This is a genomic window from Cupriavidus sp. Agwp_2 (assembly GCF_040784895.1).
In the GTDB taxonomy this organism is placed as follows: domain Bacteria; phylum Pseudomonadota; class Gammaproteobacteria; order Burkholderiales; family Burkholderiaceae; genus Cupriavidus.
This window is the reverse complement of record NZ_CP088083.1, coordinates 2,635,796-2,648,217: the sequence shown is the minus strand read 5'-3', so window position 1 is coordinate 2,648,217 and position 12,422 is coordinate 2,635,796. Positions and strand designations below refer to the sequence as shown.

The following is a 12,422-nucleotide window of genomic DNA, read 5'->3' as shown; positions in this document are numbered from 1 at the left end:
CCTTTGAAGGTCGCGGGCCGCTGAGGCCGCGCTGGGCGGGATTATAAACGAACTGTTGCTGGAGTGGCACATTGGGGGAGATACCGACTAAAGCTGCGGCGTGTGCCGCATCGTGCCCGTCCGGGCATGCAACGGTGCGCAATCCGCCGGATGGTCCTATCCTTGAAGCTCGGCTCCGCCTGATGCGCCCCGGACAGCACAGGGGCGGGTTGCAGAGACCGGCGCGCACGACATCCACCGCGCGGCCTTGGGGAATACGCAGTGAAGCAGTGACCATTCGCGACCACACAAGGAAACGTCATGCCGGCTGTCCCGAACCCGCCGAACGCCTCCCCGCAATCCATCCCCCAGAATCTTTCCCGCAACCACCACCATAACGGCCATGCCGTGTCGCCAGCGCCCGGCGCCCAGCCCGCACTGGTGGCGCTGGCCAACGGCCATGCGCACCGCCCGCCGCCACAGCCCGAGTTCGTGCAGCAGTATCGCGAGGAGAGCGGCGCCCTGCGCCAGCAGGTGCTGGCCGGGCTGTGCGCCGAGCCGGCGGCGATCAGTCCCAAGTTCTTCTACGACGTGCTCGGCTCGCGCCTGTTCGAGGCCATCACCGACCTGCCCGAGTACTACCCGACGCGCACCGAGGCGGCCATCTTTGCCAGCGCCGCCCCCGCCATCGCGGCACGGGCCGGCAGCGGCTGCGTGCTGGTGGACCTGGGCGCCGGCAACTGCGAGAAGGCGGCGCGCCTGTTCGGCAGCCTGCGGCCGGCGCAGTACGTGGCACTGGATATCTCGGTCGACTTCCTGTGTGCGACGCTGTCATCGCTCCAGCAGCAACATCCTGGCATCCCGATGCTGGGGTTGGGCGCCGACCTGTGCGCACCGTTCGACCTGCCGCGCAACGTCAGGCGCGGCCGGCGGCTGTTCTTCTACCCCGGCTCGAGCATCGGCAATTTCTCCCCGATGGAAGCGCTGGCGCTGCTGCAGCGGATGCGCGGCGCGGCGGGGCGGGGCGATGGCGTGCTGATCGGCGTCGACCTGCACAAGGACGAGGACGCGCTGGTGTCCGCTTACGACGATGCGCTGGGCGTCACGGCCGCCTTCAACCGGAACATGCTGCGCAACGTGAACCGGATCGTGGGCACCGACTTCGTGCTGGCGGACTGGCGCCACGTGGCCAGCTTCGACCGCGAGGCTTCGCGCATCCAGATGCATCTGGAGGCGTGCCGCGACGTGCGTGTGCAGTGGGAAGGTGGCGCGCGCGAGTTCCGCACGGGCGAGCGCATCCATACCGAGGACTCGTACAAGTACAAGCCGGCCGACTTCGCCCTGCTGCTGGAAGCCGCGGGCTTCGAGGATCCGGTCTGCTGGACCGATCCGCGCGGCTGGTTCGCGGTGTTCCACGCGCGCGGCTGAGTTCCGCCGGTCGTCCCGGTCCGCGCCCGGGCAGGGCTGGAAGGTGGTGTCATAATGGCCGCACCGGCGTGCGCTGCAGGCCTCACGCCGATGCGGCCGTTGCCTGTCCACCCCATTTCCCTGCGCGGATCTACCGATGAGCGGCTTTCCCATGCTTCCCGATCTTTATTTCACCGGCGGCAAGGCGGCATGGTCCGACCCGCGCCGGCTGCCGCGCGAAGGCCTGGCGCAGGCGCTGGTCGAGACGCGCAACCGCACGCTAGGGTGGCTGGCCCCGTTCGGCCAGACCCGCCGTGCCTGGGACGTGCCGCGCCAGTACGATGCCGATCCGCCATTGTGGACGCTGGGTCATGTCGCCTGGCATGCCGAGTGGTGGTGCCTGCGTGGCGTGCGCCAGGTCGACCGCGGCGGGGTGCCGGTGCCGGTGGCGTCCGATCCTTCCCTGCTCGACGGCGCCGATGAATGGTTTGATCCCGACCGCATCGGCCCCGATGAGCGCTGGGAAGTCACGCTGCCCGATGTGGCCGTGGTCAAGCGCTATGCCGCCGATGTGCTCGACGGCGTGCTGCGCCGGATAGCGCTGTTGCCCGACGACAGCGACCTGACCCTGTATCCGTACCGCCGCGCGCTGCTCCATGAAGATGCGCAAGGCGAGGGGCTGGCCGCGCTGCTGCAGGCGCTGGGCATGGCGCCCACGGAATCTGCGCCTGCCCTCGGCAGCGCCCGGCCGGCGGGGCAGGGCGGCACGCTGCAGTTCCCGGGCGGGCGCTTCACGCTGGGCTGGTGCGAGGCGGACGGGTTCGCCTGGCCCGACGAACTGCCGCCGCAACCTACTTATGTGCCGGCCTTCGAGATGGATGTCGCGCCCGTCAGCAACGCGCAGTTCCTGGAATTCATCGAAGACGGTGGCTACGAGCGGCCCGCGTGGTGGTCGGTGTCGGGCCGCCAGTGGCTGATGACGCAGGAGCGCTCGGTTCCGCGCTACTGGTCGCGCCACCCGGAGTCGCGCCAATGGATGATGGAGCGCTTCGGTACGCTGCGCACGCTCAACCCTGACGAGGCGGTGCGCCACGTGACGCTGTTCGAAGCGCAGGCGTGGTGTAGCTGGGCCGGCCGGCGTCTGCCGGCGGAATCGGAATGGGAGCTCGCGGCCACACAAAACCGCGGGCTGCAGTGGGGGGCCTTGCGCGAGTGGACAGCGACGCCGTACGAGCCCTATGCGGGCTTCACCGCGGCGCCGTCGGACGGCGAGTTTGTCGGCCGCTTCGGCACGCACCAGGCGGTGCGCGGCGTATCGTTCGCCAGCCCGTCGCGGCTGCGCCATGCGCGGGCGCGCTGGGCACTGCTGCCGGAGGATGACCTGGCGTTCGTCGGGTTCCGTACCTGCGCGCTGTAGCGCGCTCCAGCGTCTCCACGCGCGCATGCAAAAAGGGCACCCGTGGGTGCCCTTTTTGCTGCTGGAGGCAAGGTGCGCTCAGCGCACCGGCCGATCAGCGCTCGTAGCGCGAGCGGCTGTTGCGGTTGCCGCCATTGCCGCCATTGCCGCCATTGCCACCGAAGCCGCCGCCAAAGCCGCGGTTGCCGTCACGGTTGCCGAAGCTGCGGCCTTCGCCGTTGCCACGGTAGCCGCCGCTGTTGCGGTTGCCGTCGCCGAAGCTGCGGGTGCCATCGCGGTTGCCGAAGCCGCCGCGATTCTCGTCGCCGAAGCTGCGGGCGCCGTCGCGGTTGCCGAAGCCGCCGCGGTTCTCGTCGCCGAAGCTGCGGCCGCCTTCACGGTTGCCGAAACCACGGGCGCCATCATTCGCGCCGCGGTAGCCGCCGTTACCACCATTGCCGCCCTGGCCACGGTAGCCACCCTCACGGTTGCCGAAGCCGCCGCGGTTGTCGTCGCCGAACGGGCGCGCGCCTTCCGTGCGGTTGCCGAAGCCGCGGCTTTCACCGCCGAACTTGCGGTCGCCAAAGCTGCGCTCGCCGCCGTTGCCGCCAAACTTGCGGTCGCCGAAGCTGCGCTCGCCGCCACGGTAGCCGCCGCCGTTGCCACGGGAATCACCGCGGCCGCCCGGCTTGCCGCCGAAGTTCGAGCGCGGCTTGGGCGAGCGGCGCGGCTCAAGGCCTTCGATCACCGACGCGTCGACGCGCTGGTTGGTAAAGCGCTCGATGCGGCGCCACTGGAACACGTCGCCGTGGTTGACCAGGTTGATGGCGATACCCGAGCGGCCCGCGCGGCCGGTACGGCCGATGCGGTGCACATAGTCCTCGGCCTGCTTGGGCAGGTCGAAGTTCACCACGTGGGTGATGTCGGGCACGTCGATGCCGCGCGCGGCAACGTCGGTGGCCACCAGGATGCGCAGGTTGCCGCGGCGCAGTGCGGTCAGCGTGCGGTTGCGCGCGCCCTGGGTCATATCGCCGTGCAGTGCGCCGGCGGCGAAGCCGGTGTCGGACAGGCGCTCGGCCAGCGAGTCGGCATCGCGCTTGGTCGCGGTGAAGACGATCGCCTGCTTGAGACCGGCGTCGCGCAGCAGGTGGTCGAGCAGGCGCTCCTTGTGCGACATGTCGTCGGTGTAGTGCAGGCGCTGCTCGATATGGCTCTGGTCGGCGCGGGCCGCGGCGATCTCGATGCGTTGCGGATCCTTCAGCTGGCGCGAGGCGAGCTGGGCGATGCGCGCATCCAGCGTGGCCGAGAACATCAGCGTCTGGCGCGAAGCCGGGGTGGCGTTGACGATGGCGTCGATGTCGTCGGCAAAGCCCATGTCGAGCATGCGGTCGGCCTCGTCGAACACCAGCATCTGCAGTGCCGACAGGTCGATGCGGCCGGCGTCGATATGGTCGAGCAGGCGGCCCGGCGTCGCCACCAGGATGTCAGGCATCTTGGACAGCGCGGCCAGCTGCTTGGGGTAGGGCATGCCGCCCAGGATGCTGGCGCAGACGATGCGGCGCAGGTTGCGGCCGTACTTGGCGGCGGCTTCGGTCACTTGCAGCGCCAGTTCGCGCGTCGGGGTCAGCACCAGCAGTGCGGGCTGGGCCGGCGACGGACGGGGGCGCTTGCCCTTCATGCGCTTGGCGGGTTCGGTCGAGCGCTGCGGCGCCGGCATTTCGCTGATGCGCTGAATCGCGGGCAGCATGAATGCGGCGGTCTTGCCCGAGCCGGTCTGGCTCGACACCAGCAGGTCGCGGCCGGCCAGGAAGGCGGGGATGGCCTGCGCCTGCACCGGGGTCGGCGTGTTGTAGTTCAGTTCGGAAAGCGCGCGCAGGATGGCCGCGTCGAGGCCAAGCTTGGCAAAGCCGCTTTCAGTCGGAGTGGTTTCAGTGGCGGCCGCAGCTTCGGCTGCCGGGTTGCCGTTGAGCATGGCGTCGAGCTTGTCGAGCGGGCTCTCGATAATCTGGGCAGCGTCGGAAGTGATCGAAGCGTCGGTCGCGGAGGCAATAGCTTGCTCCGCACGAATGTCGTGCTGGGTCATGTCGTAATGGTCAAATAAATGCATGGCACCCCGAACGCAGAATGGGGTGGGCGCAGTGCAAAGTCTTAAAAAGGCTTCGGCGCCAATCGGTGAGGCCGTTACGACAGACACAGCTGGCAGTACGGCGGCAGGCAGGGCGTTGGCTGGTTCCGCTAGGCGGTCCGGCCATGTCCCTGGCAGGCAAACAGCTCAGGTTTCAGGCTGTTCAACAGGATCGGAGACGAGGCGACGTCAGGTGAGCGGTGCGTTCTGCTGGGCGGCTGGCGCAAACAACAACTAGGCGTCCGGCAGCGAGGAAACAGAGCATGGGAGGGCAGCGGATTCGCCGCGGCATTGAGGTGAAGCCGGTGCCGGGCGGTTGGCGGATCTCACAGTTGCGAAACTCACGGCGCGGATTATAGCAGAGTGGGGAATTTTTGTTGCACTGCGAAAATGTAACCAGATATGTCGGCTGGGCGTCACCTGCATGCATCGCCGCCGCCACCCGGGCTCGCAGAACGTGCCAGCCGGGTTGAAAGGCCGCGGCGCCTGCCTATACTGGAGGCGCGAGCACACAGGATGCCCGCACGGGGCGGACGATAACGTTCCCGCTTTGACCTCCTCCAGCGGCATTGCGCCACTGCTAGCGGCGAGCATTGCGGTCATTGCGCCCAAGCGCCAGTCTTCCTGCGACTCTCCGGGTGGTCCGGATGGGCGTCCGCGTCATGGGCGGAATCATGGGAAGCCTGCCTGGCAAAGAATGACCGAACTGTTGACCGTGTGACCCAGAAGGTCCGGGCCCGTCCGCAACCAAGCCCGCCAGTGACTGGCGGGCTTTTCATTTGCTTGACCGTTTCTTTCTACCCGTTACCGCCCGCGCTTAGCCGCCCGTCCCCTTGTCTGCCGGTTTGCGTGGCAACCGGCCCAGCGGGACCTCCCGTGGCATCACATGGCGATTGCCGGGCAGGCCGCCCGGGTAATCGACGATGCGCGCCGGTCCGCTACGCCGCAGCCCGTGCCATCCCTGGCCGCCGGCAGTGCGCCCGCCGCCCAGGATGGCGGTCATGGCCTGCCGGTCGAGATCCATGCTGTCGGACAAATCCTTGATGACGATTACTGCCATGGCTGTCTCCGGTAACGCGGCGCCACGGCCATGCGGCCGCGGGACCGCTTCAGTATAGGCGGCCGGCTCGCGGTGCTCACCCGCGGGCCGGCCGCCGCTCCCCGTACCCAGGCGCTCAGACTGCGGCAAAGTTGCCGGCCCATTGCGACGGGTTGACGTCGACCTTCACCGGGCCCACGCCGTGGCCGACGAAGCTGTTGTTGAGCGTGTTGACATTGATGCTCTGCAACTGGGCGATGTTCTGGTTGACGTTGACGGTGACGTTGGCCAGCGGGCCGACGTTGCCGACACCGCGGGTGAGCCAGGAATTGCCGCCGCGCACGGCGCGCAGCGAGGCACGGTCGAGGTCTTTGCTGACGGCGAGGTCGCGAACGATGATGGATGACATGATGGTGCTCCTTCAGGTATTTCGATGAGTTTGGCGGGGCGGCTGGCGCGGAGGTTGCATATGTCCACCGCGCGCCGCGGCCGTGGCTGGATCAGCCGTAGATGTTGTTGGTGGCGTTCTGGTTGGTATGCACGTTCGACTTGACGTGATCCAGGAAGGCCGAACCGTTGCCGTTCAGGTTGGTGACGGATTGCATCTGCGCGATCGATTGCTTGGCGTCGATGCTGCCGTCGAACGCCAGCTTGATCGGCGCGTAGACAGCGGCGAAGGGCAGGTAGGCGAGGCCGCCGCGCACGGCGTGCATGCGCTTGCTGTCGAGGGTTTCGGCGGCGGACAGGTCTTTGATGGTCAGCGTGGTCATGATCGTTCTCCGGGTATCGATGTGTGTGCGTGTGTGCGTGTGCAGCTATGGCGCGGGGCTCAGCCGTAGATGTTGTTGGTGGCGTTCTGGTTCGTGTGGACGTTCGACTTGACGTGGTCCAGGAACGCGGAGCCGTTGCCGTTCAGGTTGGTGACAGACTGCATCTGCGCGATTTCCTGCGTGGCGGTGATGCTCTTGTCGATCGACAGCTTCAGCGGCATGTACACCGCGGCGAACGGCATGTAGGTCATGCCGCCGCGTACGGCTTGCATGCCCTTGCGGTCCAGGGTTTCGGCGGAGGACAGGTCCTTGATGGTCAGCGTGGTCATGATGGTCTCCGGTAGCGGAAGGTATTGCCTTTGGGTTTGGATTCGAGCATCGGGTTGGTGTCGCGCTCGGGTTGGATATCGCAGGGAGCGTGCCAGCGCTGCGGCCGGCTTCGCGTGCCGCGCGTAAATGCCTGAAAACAAGGGCTTTTTGGCCGGCATGTCGGCTTGGCAGCACGGGCCGCATGCGGAAAAGCGGGGCCAGGAATGGCGGTGTCGCGCCAACACGTGAAGCGCTGGTGTTGGCGCAGCAGTGACAGTTGGCGCCGATCGCGGCCGACGCACGCTGAATCCGCACGTGCATGGCGTTGCGTGCCGACAGCGCAAGGGAAGCGCACGGATTGCGCATGCCATGGGTGCGCACTAGTATCCATCGGAGACAGGGCAACTTCGCACTGCACACAGAGCGCGGGCGACCCTGCCCGAAAACCATGTCAGGGCGAGCCGTGGCCAGTCTTAAAGACCTGATCCGAAAGTTCCAGAACGGCGGACTGTCCGACGACGAATTCGTTGCGTCGTTCGAGACGGCATTGGCCCAGGACCCGACCTCGCCCAGCCAGGCGGCGCGCGTGGTGATCGAGGAAAACACGCGCTTCCCGTTCCCGCCCGCGGTCTATGCGGAGGTCATGCGGCGCATCGAGCGCCGCAGTGCCACCCAGTACGAGGGCGCCACTGAATCCACGCGCATGGCCAGCGGCCCGCATACCGGTTCGCTCTACGCGACCTCGCCGGAGGCCGGCACGCTGCCGAATGCGGCGCATACCAAGGGCGTGGGCGATACGCTGAACGGCCGCTTCGTGCTGGAGGAGTGCCTGGGCGTGGGCGGCATGGGCACGGTGTACAAGGCGCTGGACCTGCGCAAGCTGGAAGCGTCTGACCGCAAGCCCTATATCGCCATCAAGGTGCTGAACCTGCAGTTCAGCGGCCATCCCAAGTCGCTGATCGCGTTGCAGCGCGAAGCGCGCAAGGCCCAGACGCTGGCGCACCGGAACATCGTTACCGTTTACGACTTTGACCGCGACGGGCCGGTGGTCTTCCTGACCATGGAATACCTGTCGGGCAATTCGCTCAACCATGTGCTGAAGGCGCCGGGTTTCAGCGGCATGCCGATGGCGCGCGCCATGCCCATCATCAATGGCATGGGCAACGCACTGGCCTACGCGCACGAACGCGGCTTCGTGCACTGCGACTTCAAGCCCGCCAATGTGTTCCTGACCGACAGCGGCGAGGTCAAGGTGATCGACTTCGGCATCGCGCGGGGCTTCCTGCCGCCGGCGGACGAGTCAGACCGGACCGTGTTCGATCCGGGCTCGCTGGGCGGCATGACGCCGGCCTATGCGAGTCCCGAGATGTTCGAGCATCGCGAGCCCGATCCGCGCGATGACATTTACGCGCTGGCCTGCGTGACCTACGAACTGGTTACAGGCAAGCATCCGTACCAGCGCATGTCGGCCAACCAGGCGCGCGAAGCGGGCGTCAAGCCGCTGCAGCCGCCGCAGCTCAGCCGCACCCAATGGAAAACGCTGCGCGAGTCGCTGTCGCTGGACCGGGCCACGCGCACGCCGACCGTCGCGCGCTTCCTGCACGGCATGAGCGCGGTGCCGGCGACAACCCCGTCGCAGCGCTCGCCGATGATGCTCGGCGGTGTCGCCGCCGTGCTCGCCGGGGTGTCGGCGATCGGCTATTACGCCTGGCATGCCTCCCGGCAGGCCGAGCCGCCGGCCGAGTCGCGCGCCGAGTCACGCGCCGAATCGCCTGCGGAAGCGCCCGCCACGCCGCCTGCGCCAACGCGGGCAGAAACACCCGCGCCGCCTCCCGTGTCACCTCCGCCGCGCCCGGCCGTGTTCTCAATGGCCGACGTCAGCAAGGCGCTCGCCGCGGTGCCGTGTTCGCTGCTCAGCGTCAGCGAGAAGGCCCATACGCTGCGCGTGCGCGGCTTCCTGGACGAGAGCGTGGGGCCGGCGCGCCTGCGCGAGCAACTGGCGGCAATGCCCGGCGTAAAGGGCGTGACCGTCGAAACCCAGCCCTTTGCCGCCGACAAGTGCGATGTCGCCAAACTGATCGCGCCGTACTGGTCCGGCAATCGCGAGGGCGGCGGCGCGTCATCGCTGCGGCTGCGCGGCAAGAGCTCGCAGCTGACCGATGGCACGCCGCTGGTGCTGGAGCTGCGCACGCCGGCGCAGGAGTCCTATGTCTACGTCGATTACTTCGCGGCCGACGGCAAGGTCGCGCACATGGTCCCCAGCACGCGCGTGCCGGCCCACCAGGCCCCGGCAGGCCATCAGGCAACGATTGGCGAGGGCGGCGCGTGGGTCGTGTCGGCGCCGTTCGGCACCGAGCTGGTGGTGCTGCTGACCACGCCGGTGCCGCTGTTCGAAGGGCGCCGTACGGAAGTGGAAGCGCGGCAGGACTACCTGCGCGCGCTGGAGAAGCCGCTGGCGCAGATGGCGCGCACCTACGGCAATGACCGCATCAGCGCGGAGGTCGTGCAGATCTCGACGCGCGCACGCTGACGGGGCGGCCCGCGCGGACTTGCGCTTCACGCCACGCGCCCTGCCACGCGCCCGGCCACGCTATTCCACGCTACTTCACGCGCTATCCACTCGCTATTTCATGTCGCGCGCGACGCGGAAGCCGTTCTGCGACTGCCGCACGCTCGGGCTGTACTTGAAGCGCGTGGAAGACACCATGTAGCTGGCCCCTTCACGCCATGAGCCGCCGCGTATCACGCGCGAACCGCAGGCGTTCTCGTTCCATGCGCGCCCGTCGGCGGGTGCGCCCTTGTACGTGCTGTGCCAGCAGTCGGCCACCCATTCCCACACGCTGCCGTTGACGTCATGCAGGCCCCACGGGTTGGCGGCGAACGAACCCACCGGCGCAGGTGCATCATTGCTCCACGGATCGCCGCAATCCTTGCAGTTGGCGTTGCCCTTGCGCATCTGGTCGCCCCACCAGAACGCGCTGGCGGTGCCGCCGCGCGCCGCGTACTCCCATTCCGATTCGGTCGGCAGGCGGTAGTCCTTGCCAGTGGTCTTGCTGAGCCACGCCACATACTGTTGCGCATCGTCCCAGCTGACATCGCGCACGGGCGAGTTCTTTGCGCTTTCGGCGACGGTCGGCACGCGCTGGCAGCCGCCTGCGTCGACACAGGCATTCCACTGCTCGACCGTGACTTCAAAGCGGCCGATCGCGAACGGCTGGCTGATGGTGACGTGATGGGGCGGCTTCTCCGCCGGATCGCTGGTGTTGCTGCCCATGGTGAAATTGCCTGCGGGCAGCGCAATCAGCGCCGGACAGGCCGGGCAATCGCGGATTTCGCCGGCTCGCGGTGGCGGGGTTGCGACGCTGACCGAGCCACCGGCGGCGGTGCCTGCCTTGGGCGCTGCCGCGGTTGGCGGTGGCGTGGCAGGGCGTGCGGCGGGCGGCGAAGCAGCCGGCGCCCGCGAGACCTGTCCGCCGGCCGACGTGCCAGGGCGTGCGGGCGGCGCCGCAGCTGCGGGCGGCGGCTGCTGCGCCTTGGCGGGTGGCGCGGACGCCTTCAGCCGCTCGAGCCGTGCCTTGGCCAGCACCGCGAAGCGCCCGTTGGGGTATTGCTTCAGGTAAGCCTCATAGTCGGCGGCGTAGTTGCTGTTCTTGATCGATTCCCAGAAGCTGAGCTCGTATTGCTCGTCGGTATCCTTGGGCAGGATGCCGGCCAGCAGCAGCGGGTCCGCGGCGGGCGCTGCAGACGCCGCACCCGCGGAGAGTGCAGCGGAGGCGAGAATCCCGGCCATCGCGGCCAGATGCACGACTGGTAGATTGCGCCACATCTTCACACCTCGTCGGACGGCAGCGAACCCGATTGCATGCCGGCACATGCCTGCGGGCGCATTGTGGTGTTGCCGAGACCTCGACCGGCTTGCTTCAAGATAGCACAGCGCCTGTGTCCCGGGCGAAGCATTGCAATCCCGCCACGCTTCGCCGGGGTCGCATTTTCCGGTCTTGCGTCCTAACCTGAATGACGAATCGCCGAGCGCTGGCCAACAAGCAACAAGAATGGGCTGACGGGACAACGTGATCGGGTTTCGGGCAGATCTCCGGGGAGGGCGCATGTCCAGACGATTCCTGTTCCGCCTGGCGGCGGCCGCGTTGTTTGCCGCCGCGCCATCGCTGTCCTTGTCGACGGCGGCTCCGCCCAATGCCGAGGCCTACATCATCTGGCCACACGACGGCACCGTGATCAGCGGCGGCAAGTTCTGGGTGCGCATGGGGCTGCGCAACATGGGCGTGTGTCCCAAGGGCATCGAGCTGCCGCGCTGTGGCCATCACCACCTGTTGATCGACGTCGAACTGCCGCCGATGGACAAGGAAATCCCGAACGACCGGAACCACCTGCATTTCGGGGCGGGCGAGACGGATGCGCGCATCGAACTGCCGCCTGGCAAGCACACCTTGCAGCTGCTGATGGGCGACGCCAAGCACATACCGTTCGAGCCGCCGATCTATTCGAAGAAGATCACGATCACCGTGCGCTAGCGTTGCGCGCGGCGTGGCATTGCACGGTCACCAGGGGAGAGGGTTATGTCCAGACTACTTGCTGCCGCTGCGCTGGCTGCCAGCGTGCTGTTGTCGTTCGCGGCCCAGGGCGGATCGACGCCGGCGCCGCCGAATGCCTATCTCTACATCGGCTGGCCCAATGACGGGCAGGTGATGCCTGCCGGCAAGCCGTTCAAGGTGTGGTTCGGCCTGCGCAACATGGGGGTGGCTCCGAAGGACGTGAAGTACGCGAACACCGGGCACCACCACCTCTTGATCGACGTCGAACTGCCGCCGATGGACAAGGAAATCCCGAACGACCGCAACCACCTGCATTTCGGCGCCGGCGAGACAGAGACCATGCTGGAGCTGCCGCCGGGAAAGCATACGTTGCAGCTGATCATGGGGGATGACAAGCACATTCCTACCAACCCGCCGGTGTATTCGAAGCGGATCACGATCTACGTGAAGTAGAACGGCTCACATAGGACCGGCGCGCAGCGCAGCCGCAGGCGTTCTTACGTTGATCCGGATAGCAGGGGCCACCAACCTTCTGGGCTCGTTCAGCCAGCCTGTCCATCCCTGCCACCGTGGTGCACCCCTGCGGCAGGCAGCGCCGCTATGTGAGGAAGCGCGGCCCCGTGCGTAATCCCTCGCACAGTACGATAAGAGTGGCCGCCTTTACCCGCGCCCTTCAGGGCGGAACAGGGCGCAAGGCCAACCGCCAGATTCCCAAGCGCAGGCGAACGCGTTCTGAATACCAATCCACCCTGTCACAACTCACCCAACACCCAGCCCCAACCTGTTGGTCAGTACCCATCATCCGCAGCCCGCCACAAAGCCGCGTTGACCCGAGCGGAACCCC

Annotated in this window: 11 protein-coding genes; 5 read left to right on the top strand and 6 right to left on the bottom strand. The window is 67.4% G+C overall.

The features are described 5' to 3' along the window. The first annotated feature begins 300 nt into the window (after positions 1 to 300). Together egtD and LPA45_RS12430 are read left to right on the top strand one after the other, a co-directional pair. Positions 301 to 1,407 carry an L-histidine N(alpha)-methyltransferase gene (gene egtD, locus LPA45_RS12435; protein WP_317924170.1) on the top strand — a complete coding sequence of 369 codons (1,107 nt, stop codon included), beginning with the start codon at positions 301 to 303 and terminating at the stop codon, positions 1,405 to 1,407. Between the two features lie 136 nt (positions 1,408 to 1,543). Continuing rightward, entirely contained in the window at positions 1,544 to 2,803 is a 1,260-nt protein-coding gene (locus tag LPA45_RS12430; protein WP_116320893.1) for an SUMF1/EgtB/PvdO family nonheme iron enzyme, read from the top strand. A gap of 94 nt (positions 2,804 to 2,897) precedes the next feature. Here LPA45_RS12430 and LPA45_RS12425 read toward each other — a convergent pair whose 3' ends face one another. From LPA45_RS12425 to LPA45_RS12405, 5 genes are all read right to left on the bottom strand, one after another. Further along, positions 2,898 to 4,865, bottom strand: coding sequence for a DEAD/DEAH box helicase (locus tag LPA45_RS12425; RefSeq protein WP_367394576.1), 1,968 nt, complete (start codon positions 4,863 to 4,865; stop codon positions 2,898 to 2,900). An 859-nt stretch (positions 4,866 to 5,724) separates the two neighbouring features. Further along, positions 5,725 to 5,967: a hypothetical protein gene (locus tag LPA45_RS12420; protein ID WP_116320895.1), complete on the bottom strand. Its 243-nt coding sequence runs from the start codon at positions 5,965 to 5,967 to the stop codon at positions 5,725 to 5,727. A 115-nt stretch (positions 5,968 to 6,082) separates the two neighbouring features. Then, a complete protein-coding gene (locus LPA45_RS12415; RefSeq protein ID WP_116320896.1) occupies positions 6,083 to 6,355 on the bottom strand; it encodes a hypothetical protein in 273 nt (90 codons plus the stop codon). A gap of 91 nt (positions 6,356 to 6,446) precedes the next feature. After that, positions 6,447 to 6,716, bottom strand: coding sequence for a hypothetical protein (locus LPA45_RS12410; protein ID WP_116320897.1), 270 nt, complete (start codon positions 6,714 to 6,716; stop codon positions 6,447 to 6,449). 59 nt (positions 6,717 to 6,775) lie between these two features. After that, positions 6,776 to 7,045, bottom strand: a complete 270-nt coding sequence (locus tag LPA45_RS12405; RefSeq protein ID WP_116320898.1) for a hypothetical protein — start codon at positions 7,043 to 7,045, stop codon at positions 6,776 to 6,778. A 428-nt stretch (positions 7,046 to 7,473) separates the two neighbouring features. On the opposite strand from LPA45_RS12405, the gene LPA45_RS12400 reads away from it, so the two are divergent. Then, positions 7,474 to 9,555, top strand: a complete 2,082-nt coding sequence (locus tag LPA45_RS12400) for a serine/threonine protein kinase (protein ID WP_116320899.1) — start codon at positions 7,474 to 7,476, stop codon at positions 9,553 to 9,555. A gap of 93 nt (positions 9,556 to 9,648) precedes the next feature. On the opposite strand, the gene LPA45_RS34220 is transcribed toward LPA45_RS12400, so the two are convergent. Next, on the bottom strand, positions 9,649 to 10,299 hold the full coding sequence (locus LPA45_RS34220) for a formylglycine-generating enzyme family protein (RefSeq protein ID WP_376790646.1): 651 nt from the start codon (positions 10,297 to 10,299) through the stop codon (positions 9,649 to 9,651). Positions 10,300 to 11,131: 832 nt separating this feature from the next. On the opposite strand from LPA45_RS34220, the gene LPA45_RS12390 reads away from it, so the two are divergent. Then, positions 11,132 to 11,557, top strand: coding sequence for a DUF4399 domain-containing protein (locus LPA45_RS12390; RefSeq protein ID WP_116320901.1), 426 nt, complete (start codon positions 11,132 to 11,134; stop codon positions 11,555 to 11,557). Positions 11,558 to 11,602: 45 nt separating this feature from the next. Beyond that, a complete protein-coding gene (locus LPA45_RS12385) occupies positions 11,603 to 12,031 on the top strand; it encodes a DUF4399 domain-containing protein (protein WP_116320902.1) in 429 nt (142 codons plus the stop codon). Positions 12,032 to 12,422: the final 391 nt, after the last annotated feature.